General features: G+C 69.8%; 14 protein-coding genes and 1 tRNA gene. 1 reads left to right on the top strand and 14 read right to left on the bottom strand.

The window, feature by feature from the left end:
- From VMR86_06530 to VMR86_06485, 10 genes are all read right to left on the bottom strand, one after another.
- A partial coding sequence (locus VMR86_06530; protein HTO06697.1) for an MMPL family transporter occupies positions 1-3,000 on the bottom strand: 3,000 nt, incomplete at its 3' end.
- Positions 3,001-3,093: 93 nt separating this feature from the next.
- The gene (locus VMR86_06525) at positions 3,094-4,077 is read right to left on the bottom strand and encodes a DCC1-like thiol-disulfide oxidoreductase family protein (GenBank protein HTO06696.1); all 984 of its coding nucleotides are present in this window, start codon (positions 4,075-4,077) and stop codon (positions 3,094-3,096) included.
- Positions 4,074-4,661 carry an aminoacyl-tRNA hydrolase gene (pth, locus tag VMR86_06520; GenBank protein ID HTO06695.1) on the bottom strand — a complete coding sequence of 196 codons (588 nt, stop codon included), beginning with the start codon at positions 4,659-4,661 and terminating at the stop codon, positions 4,074-4,076. Before pth ends, VMR86_06525 begins: the two co-directional genes overlap by 4 nt.
- A 15-nt stretch (positions 4,662-4,676) precedes the next feature.
- Positions 4,677-5,339 (bottom strand): 50S ribosomal protein L25, encoded by a 663-nt coding sequence (locus tag VMR86_06515; GenBank protein HTO06694.1) that lies wholly within the window; start codon positions 5,337-5,339, stop codon positions 4,677-4,679.
- Positions 5,340-5,371: 32 nt separating this feature from the next.
- Positions 5,372-6,322, bottom strand: a complete 951-nt coding sequence (locus VMR86_06510; protein ID HTO06693.1) for a ribose-phosphate pyrophosphokinase — start codon at positions 6,320-6,322, stop codon at positions 5,372-5,374.
- Between the two features lie 25 nt (positions 6,323-6,347).
- Positions 6,348-6,422 (bottom strand) — tRNA-Gln (locus tag VMR86_06505).
- On the bottom strand, positions 6,402-7,289 hold the full coding sequence (locus tag VMR86_06500; protein ID HTO06692.1) for a 4-(cytidine 5'-diphospho)-2-C-methyl-D-erythritol kinase: 888 nt from the start codon (positions 7,287-7,289) through the stop codon (positions 6,402-6,404). The genes VMR86_06505 and VMR86_06500 overlap by 21 nt, the downstream gene beginning before the upstream one ends.
- A complete protein-coding gene (locus tag VMR86_06495; GenBank protein ID HTO06691.1) occupies positions 7,286-7,606 on the bottom strand; it encodes a DUF1844 domain-containing protein in 321 nt (106 codons plus the stop codon). The genes VMR86_06500 and VMR86_06495 overlap by 4 nt, the downstream gene beginning before the upstream one ends.
- On the bottom strand, positions 7,596-8,231 hold the full coding sequence (locus VMR86_06490) for a CDP-alcohol phosphatidyltransferase family protein (GenBank protein ID HTO06690.1): 636 nt from the start codon (positions 8,229-8,231) through the stop codon (positions 7,596-7,598). The genes VMR86_06495 and VMR86_06490 overlap by 11 nt, the downstream gene beginning before the upstream one ends.
- Positions 8,232-8,269: 38 nt before the next feature.
- Positions 8,270-8,539, bottom strand: a complete 270-nt coding sequence (locus VMR86_06485) for a hypothetical protein (GenBank protein HTO06689.1) — start codon at positions 8,537-8,539, stop codon at positions 8,270-8,272.
- Positions 8,540-8,612: 73 nt separating this feature from the next.
- Here VMR86_06485 and VMR86_06480 point away from each other — a divergent pair, with 73 nt between their 5' ends.
- Entirely contained in the window at positions 8,613-9,521 is a 909-nt protein-coding gene (locus VMR86_06480; GenBank protein ID HTO06688.1) for an outer membrane protein assembly factor BamD, read from the top strand.
- A 145-nt stretch (positions 9,522-9,666) separates the two neighbouring features.
- Here VMR86_06480 and VMR86_06475 read toward each other — a convergent pair whose 3' ends face one another.
- From VMR86_06475 to VMR86_06460, 4 genes are all read right to left on the bottom strand, one after another.
- Positions 9,667-17,232, bottom strand: coding sequence for a filamentous hemagglutinin N-terminal domain-containing protein (locus VMR86_06475; GenBank protein HTO06687.1), 7,566 nt, complete (start codon positions 17,230-17,232; stop codon positions 9,667-9,669).
- Between the two features lies 1 nt (position 17,233).
- Positions 17,234-19,144, bottom strand: a complete 1,911-nt coding sequence (locus VMR86_06470; protein HTO06686.1) for a hypothetical protein — start codon at positions 19,142-19,144, stop codon at positions 17,234-17,236.
- Positions 19,145-19,407: 263 nt separating this feature from the next.
- On the bottom strand, positions 19,408-22,026 hold the full coding sequence (gene alaS, locus VMR86_06465; protein HTO06685.1) for an alanine--tRNA ligase: 2,619 nt from the start codon (positions 22,024-22,026) through the stop codon (positions 19,408-19,410).
- A gap of 419 nt (positions 22,027-22,445) precedes the next feature.
- Positions 22,446-23,165, bottom strand: a 720-nt coding sequence (locus VMR86_06460; protein ID HTO06684.1) for a type IV pilus twitching motility protein PilT, incomplete at its 5' end; no start/stop codon positions are given.

The following is a 23,165-nucleotide window of genomic DNA, read 5'->3' as shown; positions in this document are numbered from 1 at the left end:
GCCGCCGACCAAGGTCGACCCGGTGAAGAACACGGCCATGCCGGTGGTGGTGATCGCGACGCGAATCGCCTCGTCCATGTCGTGCCCGCGTTTTCTCTCGTGGATGATGCGGTCCATGAGATACAGCCCGTAGTCGACGCCTACACCGACACCGAGCGCCTGCACCGGCAGCGTGTTCACGTCGAAGCCGATGTTCGCGAAGTACATGTAGGCCAGTGACACGAGCGTGGCGGTGCCCAGCGACAGGCACAACAGGAACGCCACCGCGAACGAGCGGTAGGTCACCACGATCACCAGGAAGATCGCGGTGAACGAGGCGATCAAGGTCGCGTTGTTGCTGCCCTCGACCTCGTCGTTGCTCGCGCCCAGCACGCCCATCAGGCCCGAGGCCAGCGCGAAGCTCGCGCCGTCGGCCCACTGGCCCGACTCACGCCGCGCGAAGTCGCCGCCCTGGTACTGCACCCACAGCTCGGGCAGCTCGTACAGCCCGCGGCGGCGCACCTGCGCGTGGATGCCCGCCTCGTCGCTCTTCCACTCCGAGTCGACGGTGTACCAGCGGCGGTCGAGCTGCGCGGACTTCTTCAGCGCGTAGGCGGTCACCAGGTCGAAGCCGGGCACCGTCGCGAGCTTCTTCAGGTCGGCGTCCGCGATCTTCCCCACGTTGTCGTAGCCGCTCTCGGCCAGGCTCTGCACCAGCTCCTTCGAGGTTCGCGGCAGGGTCAGGATGCGGTCGCGCGAGTCCTCGGGCGGCGGCTCGCGCCGGCCCGGCTGAGTCACTTCCTGCTTCTCGTACACGCCCTGGTCGTTGCGCGCGAGCACCACCAGCTCGGGGTTGCGCGGCGGGAGCAAGGGTCCGAGCCACCAGCGGATGCGCGCCTGCAGGTCGTGGCGCGGAGACTCGAGCCGGATGGCGTATTTCCCGGTGGGCCGGTCGAAGATGTACTCCTGTGCGCGCTGCACCGCGTTGTGGATCGTCTCGGCCTGGTGGTCCTTGTAGAAGATGCGGACCGTGGCGTTCTGCGCCTCCTGATCGCGATAGGGGTTCAGCACGCGCGGGTCGGGCGAGCCGGCCTCGTACAGATACAAGAGGCCGCCGACCTGGTCGGTCGAGTAGGGGATCGACGCCCAGCGCGGGTCACTGTTGTGGTAGGCGCGGTTGATCGCCTTGAGATAGTCGACCACCGAAACGGTGCCGCCGACCTTGGGGTCCTGCTCCATGTAGCGCTGGAAGGCCTCGATCTCGCGCATGGCGTCCGGCTTGTGCACGGCGCCCTGCTGCTCGGTCTCGACCACCACGGTCAGGTCGTCGGCGCCGTAGAACTTGCTGGCCACCACCTTGGCCGACTGGTTGAACTCGCTGTTCGGCCAGAGCACGGGCGTGCCGGGATGTGACTCGCCGACCTTCACGCGCGGCGCGACGAGCGCGCACAGCACCACGATCACGAGCCAGACGCCCACGATGCCGCGCTGCCAGGTCGGGTTGGTCGACACGTAGGCGATGCGCTTCAGCACGGCCATGATCGGGCCCGGGACGTAGTGACTCGTGTCCTTGGGCGCCGGGAAGTAGGCGATCATGAGCCGGTTGAGCAGCATCTCGGTGAAGATGATCGAGATCGACCAGAAGGCGCCGAAGATCGCCACCTTCTTCATGAGCGCGATCGAGGAGACACCGATCACGATGATGCCGATGGCGTCGGCCACGATGCCGAGGAAGCCCGGGATCAGGAGCTCGGCCATCGACAGCACGACGGCCTCTTCCTTGTTGCCGTTCAGGCGCTCGTACTCTTCGTAGAAACGCTCGACGAACTGCACCGAGTGACTGATCGCGCGCGCCGTGATCACCATGGGAATCACGAGCACCAGCGGCTCGATCTGGTAGCCCATGAGTGCCGTGAAGCCCAGGCCCCAGATCGTGCAGCAGACCGCGCCCGAGAACGGCATGAACACGCCGTACCAGCGCCGGAAGTAGACGTACATCAGCACCAAGAGGATGCCGAGTGACAGCCCGAGGATCAGCACGATCTGCCACTTGTAGTAGAAGGTCCAGCCGACCAGGATCGGCTGGCCGGTGAGATGCACCGTGACCAGGCCGTCGGCCTCGAGCTCCTTCTTCAGGTTGTGGATCTCGTTGAAGATCTTCTGGTAGTCGAGCCGGCTCTCCAGGAAGCCGGCAGTCACCATCGCGGCCGTGTCGTCGATCGACACGAAGCGGCCGTAGACCTGTTTGTTCTGGTGGATGCGATCGGGCAGCCCCGCGAGCACCGCCTTGGGCAGCAGCGTGCCGTCGGGGCCGATCAGGTTCTCGCCGTTCAGCTGGTAGGTGTCGGGCAGCTCGCCCAGGCGCAGCTGCAGGAACTCGAGCTCCGCGTTCTCGCGCCGCACCTCGGCCAGCTGGGCCGCGGCCTTGTAGTCACCGCCGGTGGCGGCCTTGGTCAGGTCGGAGTCGGTCTTCAGCTGCTCCTCGAGCACGCCCTTGCGGGTCTTGATGAACTCCTTGAAAGCGCCCAGCTCGCCCGGTGGTGTCTCGTTGCGCGCCTTGGCGCGCTGGACCGTGCGGCGCGTGAAGAACTGCGCTTCGAGCAGCGCGATCGGCTCCTCGCCGACCACCTGAGTCGAGCGGATGATGCCCGACTGGTCGATGCCGGTGTCTCGCACGGTGACTGCGGTCATCGACACGACCTGCCCGTGGTCGACGCCCTCGACCTTGTCGATCTGGTCGGTGAACGCGTAGATCTTCTCGAGCACGCGCTCGTCGTAGATCGTGCCCGACTTGGCGACGATCGCCGCGTACACCACGTTCGCGCTGCCGAACTGCCGGTTGTACTTCTCGTAGATCTGGATGAAGGGGTGATTGCGCGGGAGCAGGTCGATGAACTGACTGAACACCTGCAGCTGGAGCGCGTTATAGGCGAAGAAGATCGTCGCGCCGCCGATCAAGATGAGATTGACCAGACGGTGGCGGATGAAGAAGCGCGAGAAGCGGAGCATCAGCGCGTCCATGGATTCCCTCTTTCCCCTGCTCGCGACCGGGGGTCGCGGTGTGCGCAGATTACGCGAACCGAGGGGGTTGCTGCAGGGCCGAGCGACCGGCTCTCATTCGAAGCGGTTGCGGAGGTCCGCCGGGAGGACCGGACAGGCATCGGCGGGCCGCGCGAACATGCGATAGCGCATGCGCGCGATCCAGTCGTAGCCGCGGTCGAGCAGGCCCATTGGTACGACTCCCGCGGCCGCCGCCAGCGCGCGCCAGAGACCGCCCAGGCGAAACCCGGTCTCGCGCAATGCCGCGCTGCGCGTGAAGATGCGGCCATCGGGCGTGACCAGCACCAGGCTGTCGGGCAGCGCCGCGCGCGCAGCCGGCGGCACGAGCCGGTGGAACGCGTCTCCTCCGAGCGGCGCGTAGCGGAAGCCGCAGCCGGCGCGATCCTCGGCGAGCACGAAGCGCACCGCTCGGTGACAAAGTCCACAGCTGCCGTCGTAGAGGAGCGTGGCCGGTGACGCGTCGCGTCGCGGCGCGAGCCAGGCCGGATCGAAAGTGATCCCGTGCAACGCGAGCAGGCCCGGCGAGATCTCCGGGAGGCCGAAGAGCGCGACGACCAGCCCCGCGAGCCAGACATACGGCCGGATGCGCGCGGAGAGCGCGAGCAGCGGGAACGCGAGAGCGACGGCGCCAAAGCGCCCATAGCCGGAGTAGGCGTATGTCGCCGCCAGGACCAGCCAGAGCCCCGTGAAGAGCAATGGCGGCAGCGACCAGTCACCGCGTGGATCCGTACGCCCGCAGGCGGCGAGCGAGCCGTACGGCTGGCCCGGGACGAGCAGCGGCACGAGCAGGGGCGCGACCACCAAGAGGGGCGGCTCACGCGTGACGCACACGACCGAGAGCAAGCCCGCTGCCGCGAGCCGGCCGGCGAGGCCCGCGGCGAGACACGCTGCCAGAGCGGCGGCGAGCGCGAAGAGCGCGCTCGATCCCCACAGCTCCGCGCCGGCCAGGAGGCCCGCGAAGTGGACCGCCAGCGCCACGCCGAACGCGGCGCGCCAGACACTGTACTGTCCGCCCGTCCAGCCGTTGGCGAGCGTCACGGCTCCCCAGCGCCGAGCTGATCTTTGCCGTTGTAGCGGTTCATCGCGCTCTCGAAGCCTTCGCGCAGCGAGACTTCGAGCGCCTCGACCGCCAGGTCGATCGTCGCCGAGAGCCGCGCGCGCTCGTCGGGGTGCACCTTGGACAGCAAGTGACCCGTGGCTTCGCGGCCGTCGCGCGGCCGGCCGATGCCGATGCGCAGGCGCGGGAAGTCACTCGAGCCCAGCGCGTCGATGATCGAGCGCAGCCCGTTGTGACCGCCGTGTCCCCCGAACTTGCGCAGCCTGAGCTTGCCCGCGGGGATGTCCATCTCGTCGAACACGACCAGGACGTCGCTGACTTCGATCGGCAGATAGCGGCGCGCCTCGCCGACCGACTCACCCGACAGGTTCATGAAGGTCTGCGGCTTGAGCACGGCGACGTCTTCGCCCAGCACCTTGCCGCGCGCGAACTCGCCCGAGAACCTGGGCGCGAAGGCGGGCAGGCGGTGCTTCCTGGCGAAGCGGTCGATCGCCACGAACCCCGCGTTGTGCGGGGTCTCTTCGTAGCGGGCGCCCGGATTGCCGAGCCCGACGAACAGCCGCATGGCGCGCGGCCCGGGCTACTCCTCGGCCTTGTCTGCCGTGGCGGCAGCCGCGGGCGCGCCTTCCGCACCCTCGGCCGGGGCCGCGGCCTCGCCCTCGGCCGGCAGGGCGGCGGGCGCGACCTCTTCCTCGAGGCGCGGCGCGACGACGTGCACGACCGTGGCGTCGGCTTCGATCTTCGACACGACGTCCAGCGGGAGCTGGATGTCGCGCACGTGGATCGCGTCGCCGATGCCGAGGTTGGAGATGTCGACGTCGAGGCTCTCGGGGATCGAGAGCGGCATGCACGAGACTTCGAGCGTGCGCAGCAGGGGCTCGAGCACGCCGCCGTCGAACTGCACGCCGCGCGGGGTGCCGACGAAGTGGAGCGGCACCTCGACGTCGAGGCGCGCCTGCAGGTTCACGGCGTACAGGTCGAAGTGCACGTGCCGGCGCGACAGCGGGTCGCGCTGCACTTCCTTGAGCAGTACCGGCTTGCCCTCGACCGCGCGCACGCCCTGCAGGTCGACCAGCGCGTTGGCGCCGCCGCGCAGCACGCGGGCGAGCGCGAGTGAGTCGGCGGTGACCGCCGTGGGCTCGATGCCGCTGCCGTACACGATGCCGGGCACGCGGCCCTGCGCGCGCAGCTTGCGCGTCGCGCTCTTGCCGCGGCCTTCGCGTGCGGAGATCTCCAACTTCAAGCGTTCCATTTCCGAATGACTCCTGATGAATCTCAGACGAACAAAGAGCTCACGGACTCTTCATTGTGAATGCGCCGGATCGCCTCGCCGAGCAGGTGCGCGACGCTGGTGACCACGAACTTGTCGCTGTGGTCGACCGTCGGCGACAGCGGAATGGTGTCGGTGGTGATGAAGCGCTCGATGCAGGACTCCTCGATGCGCTTCACCGCCGAGCCCGCGAGCACGGGGTGCGTGATGGCCGCGAGCACGCGCCGGGCGCCCGCGGCGCGCAGCGCCTCGGCGGTCTGCACCAGCGAGCCGCCGGTCGAGACGATGTCGTCGACGATCACCGCGGTCTGGTCGGCCACGTCGCCGACGATGCGAGTCACTTCGGCGACGTCCTTCTTCTCGCGCCGCTTGTCGCCGATCGCGATCGTGGCGTCGAGCCGCTTGGCGAACGCGCGCGCGCGCTCCACGCCGCCGGCGTCGGGCGACACCACGACGATCTCCTCGCGCGGAGGCACCAGCGCCCGGATCTGCTGCAACAGCACGGGCATGGCGTAGATGTTGTCGACCGGGATGTTGAAGAAGCCCTGGATCTGCCCGGCGTGCAGGTCCAGACACAGCACGCGCTCGGCGCCCGCGGTCGAGATCAGGTCGGCCACCAGCTTGGCGGTGATCGGCGTGCGCGGCTTCACCTTGCGGTCCTGGCGCGCGTAGCCGTAGTAGGGAATCACCGCGGTGACCCGGCGCGCGGACGAGCGACGAAGCGCGTCCAGCAGGATCAGGAGCTCCATCAGGTGCGTGTTGGCCGGCGCGCAGGTCGACTGGATCACGAACACGTCCATGCCGCGCACGTTCTCGCCGATGTCGACCGAGGTCTCGCCGTCGGCGAAGTTGCCCACCTCGGCGCGGCCGGCCTCGATGTCGAGATGCTCGCAGATCGCCGCCACGAGCTCGGGACACGAGTTTCCGGTGAAGATCTTCGTGATGTTCGTGGTCATCTGGCTCTCCGGGTCGGCGCTGACTTGGTTGGGGCGGCAGGATTCGAACCTGCGAATGGCGGGTCCAAAGCCCGCTGCCTTACCACTTGGCGACGCCCCATCCCCAGTGACGGGAGTCGCTGCCGGGCGAACTCGTGGCGATCGTCCTCGCTCCCGCCGGTACCTCGACTGTCTCCGCGGCGCGTCGCGCCGCACTTGGGTCCTCGAACCGTCCGAACACCGTCGGTCCGCTGCCGCTCATGCCCGTCGCGAGCGCACCCGCGCGCTCCAGCGCGCGCCGTGCCGCCGGAATCTCGGGGTGGCGCTTTGCGCTCACGGTCTCGAGGTCGTTTCGCGGAGGCGAGAGCAGGCCATGGGGCCGAAGAAGCGCGGCAATGCTAGACGGGTCCCGGGGGAGCGTCAATTCGCGCGCCGCCTCGGTGTAGGCCCACGCCGTGGAGACCGGGAACGGGAACGCCACCAGCACCCAGTGCATCTCGGGCACGCCCGACAGCGCCTCGAGTTTCTCGCCGACCCCCCGCCCGAGCGCGGGCTTGGGGTCGAGAAAGAAGGGCACGTCGGCGCCCAGCTCCAGCGCCAGCTTGGCGCGCTCGTCGCGCGGCAGCTCCCGGCCCGCCAGGGCCTCGAGCCCGAGCAGCGTGGCGGCCGCGTCCGAAGACCCGCCGCCCAGGCCGGCCGCGATCGGGATGTGCTTCTCGAGCGTGAGCGCGAGGTCGGGCGCGAGGCCCAGCGCCGTGCAGCCGCGCTCGGCCGCGCGCACCACCAGGTTGCCCCGGTCGGTCGGGAGCTCGGGCGCGCCGGGGATCTCGAGCCGCAGCCCGGACCCGGACAGGCCCTTCGCCAGAGTGAGTCGGTCGAACAGGCGCAGCGGCACGAAGCAGGTCTCGATCTCGTGGTAGCCGTCGGCGCGGCGCCGCAGCACCTCGAGCCCGAGGTTCAGCTTGGCCGGGGCCTGGACCTCGATCATGCGCCCGATTTCTTGCGGGCTTCCACGAAGCGCATGCGCAGGTCGTGCAGCACCCCGTCGAGCAGGCGCGACTCACTCTCTTCGAGGTTGCCGCGCGTCTTGTCGCGCAGGATCTCGAGGATGTCGATCGTCTGGCGCGCAAGCGGCAGGTTCACTTCGGGCGCGGCGCCCTCGTGCGGCTCGGGCGGCACGCCCAGGTGCAGGAGCGCCGAGGTCGAGAGCGAGAGCACCAGCGTGGCGAAGCTCATCTCCGGCAGCGCGTCGCCCTCGGACTCGCCCATCTGGAAGCCGCGCGGTCCGCCCTGCTCACGCGCCATGGGCCGACTCCGCGGGCCGCGTCGGGTCGACGCCGGTCTCCTCGAGCTCGCGCAGCAGCCGGCGTCCCGCGAGCACGCGCTGCAGCGCGGTGTAAGTCGCGCAGGCGGCGATCACGAACACCGCAGTCATGACGAACGTGGTGAGCGCACCGACGATCAGCACCAGGAAGCGCTCGGCGCGCTCCATGAACCCGACCTTGAGTGAGTGGAGCCGGCGCTCGGCCGACGCGCGCGTGTAGCTGGTCATGACCGAGGCCGTGATCGCCCACAGCACGAGCGCCGCGCCGCCCACGTTGGCCTCGCGCACGCACGCCAGCACGATGCCGCCGAAGACCAAGAGATCGGACAGCCGGTCGATCGAAGAGTCGAAGAACGCGCCCGCGGCCGACGAGACACCCTGCTGGCGGGCCACCACGCCGTCGGTCAGGTCACAGAAGCCCGCGACCATGAGCAGGAGCCCGGCGAGGAACGAGCGCTCCTCGGCGAACGCCCAGGCCGCGAGCAGCGACACACCCGCGCCCGCCAGGGTGAGTGTGTCGGGCGCGATGCGCAGCCCGCGCACGAACGGAAACAGCCGCGAGACGAACGCGTCGAGCTCGGACGGTGCGAAGCGCTCCTTGATCAACGCGGGCCCTCCCCGACAATCGCGCGGGCACCCGCGCTCTAGAGATCGTTCTCCGACACGGGGATCACGGCGCGCGGGGCGGGGCGCAGCGGGCCTTCCTTGATGAAGCGCTCGATGCGCCGCGTCCGAAGGTCGTGCTCGCTGATCAGGTCGGCCTTCAGCTTCTCGAGGTCTTCCGCGCTCGGGGCCGCGGCCACGTTGGCCGCGAGATCGGGCAGCGACTCGAGGTCGGCCGCGAGGGCCGAGCCCTTCGCCTTGCGCTGCGAGCGTTCCACCAGCCGGATGTCCGGCACCTTCTTGGCTGCCATGTGTTCTCCCGTGAGAGGCCGGCGCGGCTTCTCGTTTGACAGCGCGCCGGCTCCCCTCTACTCTGCGAAATCCTTGAAAAAACAGCTACTTACGCGAGTCGTTCGAGATCCGCGCAGGCGCGGCGCGAGTGCGCTCCGCGGCGGCGCGGCCCTGACGATCGCCCTTCTTTGCGCCTGCGCAACTGCGCCGCCCAAGGAGGAAGAAGAGCTGCCGTCGGCGGAATCCTACTACCAGCACGGCATCGAGACACTCGCCGGCAAGCGCTCGTTCGTGTTCTTCCACGACGTGGACTACCCCAAGGCCATCGAGTTCTTCCAGGAAGTCATCGACAACTACCCCTACAGCGACTACGCGATCCTGGCGGAGCTGCAGATCGGCGACATCCACTTCGAGCGCAAGGAGTACGAGGAGGCGTCGAGCTACTACCACGATTTCGTGGAGCTCCACCCCAACCACCCGAAGGTCTCGTATGCGCTCTACCGCAACGGCCTGTGCTCGTACAACCAGATGCGCGCGAGTGACCGCGACCAGGCGCCGACGCGCGAGGCGGTCGCGCAGTTCAAGGCCTTGATCGAGCGCTACCCCAGCTCCGAGATGGCGCCCGACGCCAAGAAGCGCCTGCGCGAGTGCGAAGAGCGCCTCGCGGCCCAGGACATCCAGATCGCCGACTACTACTACTCGCAGCACGCCTGGTACGCGGCCGCCCGCCGCTACCGCATTGCGCTGAAGGACTTCCCAGACCACGAGGACCGCCCGCGCACGCTGGTGCGCCTGGGCTTCTGCCTGTCGCGGCTGCACCAGTATCTCGAGGCCGAATCGGTGCTGCGGCGCGCGCTCGAGCTGGGCGCGCAGGACGAGCTGCGCGACGACGCGCTGGCCGAGCTCGAAGTGATCGCGCGGCAGCCAGTCTACGGGCCGCGGCCGCTCGCGAAGTCGTGCGTGACCGACCCGAACGCGTCGTGTCCCGAGGCGACGCCATGACTAGGTCTCATTAACTACGTTCGCCTGCGGCTCACTGCGCGCTCCTGCGGAGCTTGCGGCCTCGCTCAGGGCGGCCTTCGCTCGGCCTCGCTCTTTCGAGCTGGTTGCTCGCGAAGATCGGGAGGGGCTTCGGGCTCGGCACCACTCACTGTGTGAAGAGTGAGTCGAACTCTGCGGGGCTGATGCCGTAGGGCGCGACCTCGGCGAGCACCAGGTTGCGGAAGCGCGGCTGCTGCTCGGGGGTGAGCGCTCGTGCGCCCACGTCGAGCAGCGCGCCGAGCTGCTCGCGGTAGCGGCGCGCGTCGGTGTACTTCGCGTCCGTCTCCAGGAGCCTCGCGATCTCGGCGCTGGTGACCTCCTGGCCGTGGCGGGCACGGCGCAGGGCGTCGATCGGCTGCTGGAAGGCCGCGCGGATTGCGGGCGTCTGACTTGGTGCGTCGATCACGCCGCTCTCGGGATCGCGCCGCAGGTCGGGGCGGAACACCTGGCGGTAGAGCGCGACCGCGTTCTCGGCCGCGGCGCTGCGCACGCGGACGTCCGCGGGCGTGAGCGGCTCGCCGGGGCGCGCACCGACGGGTGGCAGGTGCTCGGCCTCCATGGGCTTGCCCGTCGTGCCCGGGTTCTCGACCGAGCGGCGGTCCAGGTAGGCGACCAGCTCTTCGGCCCACAGCGGCCGTGACTCGAGCGCGGCGGCCAGCGCCATGGGATCGGCCGCGGGCCGGGTCTGCGGCGCGGCGGGCAGCGCCTCCGGAATGTCGCGCGCGTAGTCGAAGATCGCCGCGCCGGTGATGGTCGGGAAGATCCCGCCCACGAGATCGTCCGACGTGAGCGGCCGGCCGGCGGCGTTCAGCCCGCGCACGATCACGTTGTCACTGGGCACGTTCTGCGAGATCTCGCTGCGCGTCGGCACGGCGAAGGTGGCGCCGCCGCCGCCCGCGACGGCCGGCTTGGCCGTGGTGCTGATGGAGTTCGCCGCGACCGTCGAGCCACCGTGCACCGAGAGCTTGCTCGAGGTCATCTGGATCTTGAGCGCCGCCGTGTCCGCGAGCACGATGCCCTCGGCGGCGGTGACTTGCAGGTTCCCGTTCACGATCATGCGCTGGCCGGAAGCCACCGAGACGTCGCCCTTGGTCGCGCGCAGCACGAGGTCGCCGCTGGTCTCGTCGCCCGTGCGCGAGAGGCTCGCCAGCCCCTGCTGCGCGCCCGTGGCACCGTTGCCCAGCGCAATGCTCGCGGCTTCGATCGTCTGCACGTCGCTGTCTTCGACGAAGCGCACGCCCTGGTTGCCGCCGACCGCGAAGGCTCCGGTCGTCGCGACGTCGTCGCCGAGCACGACCGCGCCCTTCGTGACCACCGAGAGGTCACCCGCGCCTTGGATCTCACCGTCGAAGGTCACGTCTTGCTGGCCGGTGATCGCGGTCTTGGCGGTGATCTCGCTCTTGCCGTCGACCTCGAGCTGCGAGACCGCGAAGTCACCCGACAGCTTGACCGCCGACGGGTCCGGCTGGTCCGGCGTGCCGCGCGGGCCTTCGCCGCGCAGGGTCACCGGGCCGCTCGCGCTCTGGATGCCGCCGACCGTGAGCGTGCCGCCCGTGCCGTCCGCCTTGCGCAGCGCCTGGAAGGTGTAGCTCGACTGACCCGTGAGCTTGGCCTGGCCGCTCAGGGTCACGTCGCCGAAGGCGAGGATGTCGCCGCCGATGTCGTAGGTTCCCGTGCCGGGGCTGGCGTTGCCCGGCGCGGCGTTCGGATCGGCCGCGGTCGCGGCGTTCACGATCACGCTGCCGTCGAGCGTCGCGATCGCGACCGCGCGGCCCGGGAAGTTGGGGAGCGGGGTCGTGTCGATCACCACGCCGGAGTTCGGGTCGCCGAAGGGCACCTGGCCGCCGAGCGCGAGGTCGCCGTGCGCCTTGACGAGCGAAGAGGTGAAGTGCAGCGTCCCGCCGCCGTCGCCGAACGACTGACTCCCATCGCCGAGCGAGATGTGGTCCGAGTCGAACGTCAGGTCGCCGCCTTGTGACTTCACGTTCGTGAGACCCGTCATGAACAGCGTGCCGTCCGCGCGCAGGGTCTGACTCGTCGCGCCCGTGAAGGCCGATGAGCCCAGGACGGCCGCGTCGCCGTGGACCGTGAGATCACCCGACATCGAGAGCGCCTGCTGGAACTGCAGGTCGGGATCGAACGAGCCGGTCAGGAGGCTGCCGTCGATTTCCGTGCTGCCGCCGGTGGTGGCCAGGGCCGTGGTCGTGCCGAGCGTGAGACCCGTGACGGACAGGTCACCGTGCACCTGGATCGGAACCGCGCCCACGTTCGCGGCGAGCGTGAGATTGGTGCCGCCGAGATCCTCGGCCTGGGCCGCGCTGAGCTCGATCGAGCCGTCGTGCGAGATCAGGCCGTAGGCGAGATGGCCGCCGTTGGTGTTGCCGTTGCCGGCGAACACGGCGCTCGACGGGATGGCCGTGCCGGTCGCCCCGCCGAAGCCCCGGTCCTGCTCGAGCGAGATGCCGCTCACTGCGCTCGCGCCGTCGACGCCGTGGAACGTGAACGCGTCCACGTTCACCATGCCGTTCGGATCGCCGCCCTGACCGTCGCTCGCGGCCAGGCGGATGGTGTTGCCGTTCAGCGCCGTCGCCTGACTCGCGGACGGCTGCAGCGTGCCGCCGCGCTGTTCGAGGTCGATGTTGCCCGCCGTCACGCTGCCGTCGAGCTGCAGGCCGTTCGCGGTGTAGGCGATGATGCTGAGCGAGGTGGCGTTCGGGTCGACGTTCGGATCCGACAGCGGCGTGACGTCGCCCGTGAGATGCACGGTGCCGCCGTGGATGTTGTTGCCGCCGGCAGTCACGTCGGTGTCGACCTTCAGGCGCACCGGGCCGGTCAGAGTCACTGCACCGGGGGTGCCGCGGTCCGGCGGCCGGGTCGACACGACGGTCGTCGCGGTCGAAACCACGCCGTTCAGCCCGCCGTCGGCGAGTATGTCGCCGCCCAGCAGGATCCCGCCCAGCGCCTCGAGCTCGATCGAGCCGCCTGCGCCGCCGGTCGTGCCGGTCGGGCGGTCGGTGCTGGGGTTCCCGCCCGCGCCGCCGGAAGCGTTCAGCTTGCCCACGGTGATGGTCGCGGCCGGGTCACCGCCGTTGGCGACCGGATCCACCTGGATCGTGATCGAGCCGGCGCCGCCGCCGTTCGTCGCGTCGCTGCCGCGCGCGGCCGCCGTGCCGGAGGCTCCGGTCGAGTCGACCGCCGCGACGCTGATGTTCCCCGCCGAAGTCACGTTGACGTTACCGCCGACCACGTCGTGACCCGAGTCGGTCGTGACTCCCGCCCAGCTCTGGAGCTCGCCAGCGGTCACCGAGTCGTGGCCGCGGATGTCGATGGCGCCGCCGAGGTGGGCCGTCTCCACGCCCGCCACGGTGAGCGCCTTGCCTGCCTGGAGATCGATGTCGCCGTTGTTCTGGCGCGTCATGGCGTCGTCGACGACCAGGTTGCCGCCGGCGTGGATGTTCTGGGTGGCGACCGTGGCGGCGCTCGACAGCGTGACCGCGCCGTGCAGCCCGACGTCGCCCGCGGCGAAGACGCTGCCGTCGAGGTTGATCGTGCCAGTGGCGTCGAGAGAGGCGAGGTTGAAGTCACCGCCCTTCAGCTCGACGCCGGTCTTGCCGGCCACGATCAGCCCGAAGCCCGACAGCGCGTTCGGATCGGAGAGCTTCACCGACTGGCCGGTCGACTGCAGCGTGAGCAGCAGGTCCGGAGCGAGGTTCGAGAACTGGTTCGCGAAGTCGGGCAGCTCGGTGATCCCCGAGCTCTGCACGAGCGTGAAGTCGGTGAGCGGTGAGCTCGGCGAGACCCCGGCGAAGCGCGCCCCGGTGTCGAACACGACCTTGCCGCCGCCCGTCGAGCCGTTGCCCGCGACCAGCGAGATCTCGCTCGAGGTGAGCTGCGACCCGATCGTGAGCGTGCCCGTGCCGTCGTTCGCGCCCGCGTGCAGCACGATCGAGCCGCCCGGCGCGGTGCTGATGGTCTGGGTCACGTCGAGATCGCCGTTGGTCGTGGCCGAGAGCGCACCGAGCTGGATCGGGGCGGTGCCCAGGTCCACGGCCTTCGTGCCCAAGAGCGTGAGCTTCGTGCTCGGGGCGAACTGCGCCGGGTTGGCGAGCGTGACGGTGCCGTCGAGTGACTCGAGCGCGAGATCGAGCGCGTAGGTCGACGGGTCGCTGGGCGTGCCGAAGATGTTCGGGACCGAGGCGCTCGAGAAGTCCGAGTCCTGGGTCAGGGTGACCTGCTTGGCGGCGTCGCCGTTCGAGGCGCGCAGCGCGCCGCCGGCGAAGGTGATCACGCCCTTGGTCGAGCCGCCCTCGCCGTCGCTGGCCGCGAGCGAGATCGAGTCGGAGCGCAGCGTCGACTCCAGCGTGATTCCCTCGCCCTTGCCGTCGGTGCCGGAGTTGATCGCGATCGAGGTTGCGGCGTCGACGTCGAAGTTCACGTCGATCGCGTGCTGGACGCTGAGCGCGAGCGAGCCGACGCTGAAGTCGGGGCCGTCCACGAGCTCGGTGGCGGCGAAGTCGGTGCCCACGATCTTGACGTCGGCGCCCTGCATGCCGGCGCGCGCGTTCGCGTCGAGAGTCACTCCGCCGCGCGACGAGGTGAGCCCTAGCGTCTGCCCTTGGAGGGTGGGGCCGAAGCGGCCGGCGGTGAACAGGCCCGCGGTCGTGGTCGGGTCGATCGGCGCGTCCTGCGTGAACTGGAAGGTCGGCGGCCGGCCGGCCACGGTCGGATCGGGAATGCCCGTCAGGAAGTGGATGTTCGGGTCGATCGACAGCGCGGCGGTCGCGCTCTTCGGGTCTGCGATGTCGGTCGCGCTGACCAGGGTCTGGTTGCTGGAGACCTGGATCGTCTCGCCGCCCGTGCGCCATTGGCCGGTGCCGGGCGTGTTGAAGGCCACGATGACTCCCGCGGGCGCGACGATGTCGCCGTGGGAGATCACGTCGCCGCCGCGGCTGCTGACGGTGAGTGACTCGATGCCACCGACCATCGAGCCGATCTCGGTCTGGCCGCTCGAGCCGATGGTGACGCCCGTGAGGAACGGCAGCTCGGTGCCGGTGTTCGGGTCCGTGTGACTGCCGCCGTGCGTCGGGCCGGTGACGGTCACGTTTCCGCCCAGGAGCGAGACCGTGTCCGCGGCCAGCTCGAGCTCCCCGTTGACCTGGATCGTGCGGTCGCGCTCGCCGTTGGGGCTGCCCGCGGGCGTGGACTGCGCGCTGAGGTTGCCGCCGAGCACGATCTTGGGCGCCGTGAGCGTGATCGCGCCGCGCTCCGCGGCGCCGTTCACGGGCGCGTCGCCGCCGCCCGTCTGCACGCTGCCGACCGTGAGCGTGTCGCCGGCGTTGATCGTCACGCTGCCGCCCGACTCGTCGGGAGTCACCTTGCTGGCATTCGACTCGCCGCTGGCATCGATCGCGCCGCGGATGGTGACCGGCCCGTTCGCGTTCACCACGACGTCGCCGCCCGGGACCTTCTTGTCCTTCTCGTTGGCGCGCGCGCCGAAGCTGTTGATCGCGTTCAGCGTCACGCTGTGGGTCTGCTGCACGCCCTGGTCGTCGGTGAAGCCGATCGCGATGTGTGACTGGACGCCGCCCGAGCTCTGCACCGTGCCGGAGTTCAGGCTGCCGGTCTGGTCGTTGAAGGAGCCGATCTCGACGTCCTGGCCCTCGATGCGCAGGCCGCCGCCGTTGCTGGTCACGATGTCGCCCGCCACGTCGATCTTGCCCAGGTGCGCGGAGAGCAGGACGTCGTTGGCCGGGTCGGTCGGGTTCTTCTTGGCGCCGGGCCGGGTGGTGAAGAACAGGTTGGTGGAGGCATCGATGCCGCCGGTTCCGGTCGCGACGATGTCGCCGTCGCTGAAGGTGGTGACCGAGTTCAAGAGCAGGTGCTCGACCGTGAGCGGGTCGGTGCCGAGCAGGCGGATCGCGCGGCCCTGCAGGTCGAGGTCCGTGCCGTTGACCACGGTCTTGTCGTCGACCACGACGTTGCCGCCGATCGAGTCGAGCTGGAGGTTCGTGACTCCCCGGTTCGCGCCGATGTCGAGGCCCTTCAGGTTCGAGGTGTTGAGCTGCCCCTGCTGAGTCACGCTCACGACCGCGGGCCCGTTGTCGGCGCTGCCCGTGGGGTCGTTGTCCCCGCGGAAGGCGAGGCCCTTGCCGATCGTCACGTTGCCTTTGGCGTCGGTCGCCGTGAGGTTCACGGTGTCGGCGTTCACCGTCTGGGTCCCGCCGGGGGTGCCGTGCAGCTCGCCGGGCTTGGCGCCGGCGAAGGTCGCGTCGAGCGTGTGGGTGTGGATCTGCCCGCCGAGCGCCACGTCGCCGCCGTTGTCGGCCTGGAGGGCGACGCGCCGCGCCTCGATCGCGCCGGTGTTGAAGATCGCCTGGCCGTACAGGTCGGCGGCGCCGAGCGTGATCTTGCCGACGCCGTTCGGGTCGTGGGAGCTGCCGGCGTCGAGCGTGCCGGTGTTGCTGACTCCGGTCTTGGTCGGGTCGAGCGCCTTCGCGCCGCCCTCGACCCGCAGCAGCAGGCCCTGGTTCGAGCCGTCGCGGCCGATGAACACGTCGTGACCCGCGGCGATCACGATCCAGCCGCCCTGGGCAGTCACTTGACCGCCGTTGGTCACCTGGCCGCCGACCATGCTCACGGCGTTGGCGATCACCTGGCCGGTGTTGTCGACCGAGCCGGTCATCGTCTTGTACTTGTCGTCGCCGTCCGTGCCCAGGCGCACGTTGCGGCCGCCGGCCAGCACGGCCTCGCCGCCGGTGACCGTTCCCGCGTTCTTCACGTCGCCGCCGACCATGCGCACCTGGCTGCCGGAGATCGTGCCGCCGTTCTGGTTCTCGACCGTGCCGGCGCCGCCGGAGAAGCGATCGCCGTCGTCGAGGTGCGACAGGTGGCGCCCTGCGTTCAGCGTGACCGAGCCGGGGTCGGCGGTGTTGGGATCGATCGGGACGTCGGTCGCGGTGAGCGTGCCCGAGTTCGTGACTGCGCTGCCCGCGAGGTCGACCTGGTGACCGGTGATCGTCCCCGAGTTGTCGACCGAGTCGTCGCGCGCCGGCACGCGATCGATGCCGTTGGGGCGGATCAACACGTTGCCGCCCGAGACCAGCACGACCGTGCCGCCGGTGCCCGCGTCGATCGTGCCCGGGTTGGACACGTTCTTGCCCGCCAGCGCGACCGAGCCTGCCGTGATCTTGCCCGCGTTCTCGACCGGGCCCGAGAGGCCGGTGAAGTGGTCGCGGCCGGCGCTGAAGTCGTCGTCCGACAGGTTGCCCGCGGCGGCTTGCAGCGCGGTCACGTTCACCTGCGCGCCCGCCCCGAAGAACACGCCCGCGGGATTCACGAGATACACGTGGATGTTCCCGCCGGACTGGGACAGCGTGCCGTCGATGTGAGTCGCCGAGGTGCTCAGGATGCGGTTCAACACGCGCACGTCGGCGCCGTTGTCGAGGCCGTTGAAGCGCACGATCTGGTCGACGGCCACGTCGAAGCTCGAGTACTGGATGATCGCGCCGTTGTGGACGTTCACGTCCCAGGTGTTCGTGCCGGTCGGCACCAGCGTGCCCTTGCCGTTGCCGCCCGGCGCCTGCTTCGGATCCGCGAAGGCATAGGGCGCCGCGGGACCGACCGCGAAGGCGGCCGAAAGCACCAACACCAGGATGTGTCGCAGGAAGCTCATGTCAGTACCGCACCAGCGCGTAGAAGTGGACCTCGCCGTCGCCGACCGAGACGTCGGCGCTCGGCACCTCGAGCAGCGCCACGCCGTAGTCCACGCGGATCGACACGTTGCGGCGCAGCACCAGCTCGGTGCCCAGGCCCAGCGAGGCGAGTGAGTCGTTGTGCTCGCCCAGCACCTTCGACTGGTTGTAGACCCGGCCGAAGTCGCTGAACACCGCGAACACCAGGTCCCAATCGGGCAGCCGCAGCGCGGAGTCGGGTCCCAGGCGGAAGGTGGTGCCGAACCAGGGAATCTGCACCGGGTCGAGCGTCTTGAAGCCGAGCGGGACGTGGTAGCGGTACTCGACGCTGCCGTTGAAGGCCGAGTCACCCGACGAGATCGACTGCGGGTAGCCGCGCACCGTGGACGCGCCGCCCAGCACCGCTTCGACCTGCGGCACGAGCCGCGTGCCGAGCGAGGTCTGGCCGCCGATCCGGTACACCAGCTCCTGGGTCATCTCGCGCGGGCGCAGCGGCCGCGCGCTGAAGAAGCGCGTGCCGTGGAACCAGGGCTGCAGGAAGACGGAGCCCGCGAAGTTCACCGAGACGATGTGCCAGCTCGAGTCGATGTCGGCGCGGCCGATGTCCGAGAACTTCTGCAGGTCTTCCGCCGTCGAGCCCGCGATCTCGGGCACGCTCTGCTGGAACGCCACGTTGCCGTTCAGGTGCGCGGTGGGCCAGGTGCGGTCCATCGACACGCCGAGCGTGGGCACGAAGAACGGCATGTGCGCCGTGAAGTCGGTCAGGTTGACCACGCCGACCCGCATGAAGCGCGCGCCGCCGAAGGCGTCGACGAAGAAGCCGGGCTCGGAGAGCAGGTTCTGGACCAGCGTGCCGTTGACTTCCCAGCTCTCGCCGCTGAACTCGAGCTTCTCGACCTCGGTCTTCGAGGTCGCGTTGGGATCGTCCACGTTGACCACGTGAGTCACGCCGAACTGGTCGGAGTGGTACTCGCTCCAGTTCCCGCCCAGGCGCCAGCGCAGGCCCTGCAGGTACGGCATGCGCGCCTCGTAGGAGCCGTTGGCGGCGTTGGTGGTGGAGAAGCCCGAGGTCAGGTAGTCGACCAGCAGCACGTCGTCGGCGCCGCTCAGCTGGTAGTTGGCATAGGCGAAGTGCTGGCGGTCCTTGCCGGTGGCGTCGGTGCCGGTGTTCGAGAAGTCACTCGAGATCGTCCACGGGCGGTCCTCCTGGACCAGGTAGTCCAGGTTCACCACGCCGGGAGTCAGCGTGGGAGTCACCACGACGTCGACCAGGCGGCCGGGCAGGCGGTTCAGGCCGGCGAGATACGCGTCGAGCTTGTTCTTGTCGAGCGGGTCGCCGGCGCCCACGGGCTGGAGCGGTGAGTCGGCCGCGATCGACTCGCGGTCGTTGGTGACCTGCACGGGCTCGGCCGCCGCGACCGCAGGCGCCTTGAACGTGCGCACCGCCTGCACGCGGCCGGTGTGCACCACGAGATGCAGGTCGGTGTTGCCCTCCGAGCGCACGTCGCCGCCGGTCTCCGCGTCGATGTCCGACGGTGCGGGGGCGACATACACGCCCATCATGCCGCGCTCGCCGAGCGCGGAGACGATCTGCTCGCACAGGTCCTGCAGGCCCGTCGCGTACAGCGGCACGGCGCCGGCGCCGCCGAGATCGGAGAGGTGGAACCAGATGTTGTTGCCGCCGCGGCGCGCGCCCACGTAGCCGTCCGACGCCTTGCCCAGCGCGTAGTTCGAGTCGACCAGGAGTGAGATCGGCGGCTGCAGTGGGTGCTCGGTCGCGTAGGAGAGGTGCACCTTGCCGACCCAGTAGCGCGGCCCGTCACTCGCGGTGTGCTCACCGGCGGGCGGGTCACTCGGGTCGAAGCTCGCGCGGCCAGTCAGGGGGAGCGCCAACAGCACTGCGAGGGCAAACGAGGAGGCGCAGGCCCATCGCAGCCGAGCGCGCATCACATCCCCCTCAATCAGCCATCGCACCAGCGTCCAGCCAGGCCACCGGTTGCCGCGTACTGTAAACCGAACCGCCGTCTGCCGCAGCCGCTCGCGCGGTCTAGAGGGAGTGACGTTCTAATGCCTTTGGTGGCGGCGAATTGCCTGTGGCTGAGCGCGCTTACGCGAACGCGTTCACAGGGGGCCGCAGGCCGTGCGCAAGCGCGCGGCTAGCCGCCCAGCCCGGCCGCGCTCTCGAGCTTCGCGAGGGCCGCCTCGAGCTTGGCGGCATCGGGTCCGCCGGCCTGGGCGAAGTCGGGCCGGCCGCCGCCCGTGCCGCCCAGCTCCTTGGCCAGCTCGCGCACCAGGTCGCCGGCCTTGAAGCGCCCGACCAGGTCCTGCGTGACGCCCAGGGCGAGCGCCGCCTTGCCCTCGTGCCGGACGCCCAGCAGCACGATCCCCGAGCCGATGCGCTGCTTCAGCTCGTCGACCAGCGTGCGCAGCTCCTTGGGCGTGGCGTCTTCCACCTCGCTCGCCAGGAGCTTCACGCCGCCCACGGTCTTCACGCGCGCCAGCGGGTCGGCCGCGCCGCCGCGCCGCATCTGCGCGCGCGTCTTCTCGAGCTCGCGCTCGAGCTCGCGCTCGCGCTCGACCAGGCGAGTCACGCGCTCGTACAGCTCGCCGGGCGAGGTGCGCAGGAGCTCTGCCGTGTCGCGCAGCACGCGCGCGTCGCGGCGCGCGTGCTCGAGCGCGCCGAGGCCGGTCTGCGCCTCGATGCGCCGCACGCCGGCGCCGATCGCCGACTGACCCACGATGCGGAACGAGCCGATGTCGCCGGTCGCGTGCGCGTGCGTGCCGCCGCACAGCTCGGTCGACGGGCCGAAGCTCACCACGCGGACGCGGTCGCCGTACTTCTCGGTGAACATGGCGATGGCCCCGGCGTCGACCGCCTCGCGGTACGACTTCTGCTCCACCCGGCTCGTGTGGTTGGCGAGGATCAGCGCGTTCACGCGGTCCTCGACCGCGCGCACCTGCTCCTCGCTGAGCGGCGCGTCGTGCGTGAAGTCGAAACGCAATCGGTCGGGGGCCACCAGCGACCCCGCCTGAGTCACTTGCGGGCCGAGCACGTCGCGCAGCGCCCACTGCAGGAGGTGCGTTCCGGAGTGGTTGCGCACGGTGGCGGCGCGCGCGCCGCCGTCGACGCGCAGGGTGACTTCGTCGCCGACCGCGATCCGGCCCAGCGCCACGCGGCCCTGGTGCACGACCAGCCCTTCGACGGGCTTCTGCACGTCTTCGACTTCGAGCGTGCCCTCGGGCCCGGAGATCGCGCCCACGTCGCCCACCTGGCCGCCGCTCTCCGCGTAGAACGGAGTCACATCGACGACGAGCTCGGCGCGGTCGCCCTCGGCCACCTCGTTCACCTGCGCGCCGTCACGCAGGAGCGCGCGCACGCGCGACTTGCCCTCGAGTGACTCGTAGCCGGTGAAGCGCGTGGGCTGCGTCGCGAGCGTCTGGTACACCTCGGCGGGCGCCTGCTGGCCCGAGCCCTTCCAGGCCGCGCGCGCGCGCTCGGCCTGCTCGCGCATGGCCGCGTCGAACGCGGCGCGCTCGTAGTCGAGCCCTTTGCCGCGCAAGATGTCCTCGGTGAGGTCGGTCGGGAAGCCGAAGGTGTCGTACAGCTTGAACACGACCTCGCCGGGCAGGCGAGTCAGCTTCGCGCGCCTGGCGCGAGTCACCTCCTCCTCGAGCAGCGCCAGGCCGCGGCCCAAGGTCTTCCCGAAGCGCTCCTCTTCCTTCTTCACTGCGTCGAGCACGAAGGCGCGGCGCTTGGCGAGGTCGGGGTAGGCCTCGGCCATCTCGTCGATCACGGTGTCGACCACCGCGTGCAGGAACGGCCCGTCGATATCGAGCAGCACGCCGTGGCGCGCCGCGCGGCGCAGCACGCGGCGCAGCACGTAGCCGCGGCCCTCGTTGGAGGGCAGCACGCCGTCGCCGACCAGGAACGCGCAGGCGCGTGCATGGTCCGCGACCACGCGCAGGGACACGTCGCTGTCCGGGTTCGTGCCGTAGCGCACGCCCGCGAGCTCCTCACCCTTGCGAATCAGCGGCCGGAACAGGTCGGTGTCGTAGTTGCTGGTCTTGCCCTGGAGCAGGCGAGTGATTCGCTCGAGCCCCATGCCGGTGTCGATCGAGGGCTTGGGCAGCGGCACGCGCGAGCCGTCCGCGCGCTGGTCGAACTGCATGAACACCAGGTTCCAGATCTCGACGAAGCCCGGCCCCGTCGGGTCGCCGCCCTTCTCGAACACCTTCCGGTCGGTGATCTTGTGGATCTCCGAGCACGGCCCGCACGGGCCCGTGTCGCCCATCTCCCAGAAGTTCGGGCCATCGCCGAGCTTGAAGATGCGCCGCGGCTCGAGCCCGATCCGGTCGCGCCACAGCGCGTACGCCTCGTCGTCGCTCTCGTGCACCGAGACGACCAGGTCGTCCGGCGAGAGCTTGAAGACCCGCGTCAAGAGGTCCCACGCGAAGTCGATCGCGTCCCGCTTGAAGTAGTCGCCGAACGAGAAGTTCCCGAGCATCTCGAAGAACGTGTGGTGACTCGGCGAGCGCCCCACCTCCTCGAGGTCGTTGTGCTTGCCCGAGACCCGCATGCACTTCTGCGAAGTCGCCGCGCGCGAGTACGCCCGCTTCTCCTCGCCCGTGAACACCCGTTTGAACTGCACCATGCCCGCGTTCGCGAACATGAGCGTGGCATCGCCCTGGGGCACGAGCGGCCCCGAAGGCTGCACGGAGTGCCCCCGCTCGGCGAAGTAGTCGAGGAAGGCTTTGCGGATCTCGTTGCCAGTCATGGAGAACGGAGGATAACGCAACGGTCGAAGCGCCCTGCGGGCCGGGGCAGAACCCGCCGGTCGCTGCTTCGGGAGTACCCTGCAGACGCTCCCTCTGGGTTCCGCCCCGACCCCGCGGGCGAACGGCGGCGTGCCTCAGCGCGAAAGTATGAAATCGCGTCGACGCGCCAGCCGCGTCCACCATCCAGTCCGCGCCCGATGGCGCTACCTGCGCGGACGAGAAGCCGGAAGCGGATCGAGGGTCGGCGCGGACTGTATTTCTTGTTGGCGCCGAAGGGCTGTGATTCGCGCGCGCGGCCGGGGCAAAACCCAGAGGGAGCGTTGCGAGTCTTCGAGCACAGCGACCGACGGGTTTTAGCCCGGAGCGCAGCGCGCAGAGGCGCTCCGGCTCCGGCTCCGGCTCCGGCTCCGGCTCCGGCTCAGAAGCGGTCGATCTTCAGATCGTCCTGCTCTTCTGTAAGGGAGATCTCCTCGTCGGCATTCTTGGCTTCCTTGTCGAAGTCGTCCCAAGAGCTGTCCGAGGTGCCCGAGATCCCCTTGAAGCGCAGCGCGAAGTCGTCCGGATTCGACACGTGCAGCAGGGCTTCCTCGTAGGTCACGAGGCCCGCCTTCACGTGGTGCATGAGCGACTGGTCGAAGCTCTGCATGCCGTAGGTGGTGAAGCCCTTGGCGATGGCGTCGTTCAGCTCCTTGGTCATCTCGGCGTCGGCGATGCACTCGCGCACGCGCGCCGAAGCGACCAGGATCTCGACCGCGGGGATGCGGCCCTTGCCGTCGGCGCGCGGGATCAGGCGCTGGCTGATGACGCCCTTGATGATGCTCGCGAGCTGCAGGCGGATCTGCGGCTGCTGGTGCGGCGGGAACACCGATACGATGCGCGTGATGGTCTCCGCCGCGTCGATCGTGTGCAGCGTCGACATGACCAGGTGACCGGTCTCGGCCGCGGTGAGCGCGGTCTCGATGGTCTCGAAGTCGCGCATCTCACCGACCAGAATGACGTCCGGATCCTGGCGCAGGGCCGCGCGCAGGGCCGTCGCGAAGGAGTTCGTGTCTACGCCGATCTCTCGCTGGTTCACGATCGAGCGCTTGTCGCGGATCAGGAACTCGATCGGGTCCTCGATCGTGATGATGTGACACGT

The sequence above is a fragment of the Myxococcota bacterium genome (assembly GCA_035498015.1).
Lineage (GTDB): Bacteria > Myxococcota_A > UBA9160 > SZUA-336 > SZUA-336 > VGRW01.
The sequence above is the reverse complement of the archived record's forward strand: the minus strand, read 5'-3'. Positions and strand labels throughout refer to the sequence as shown.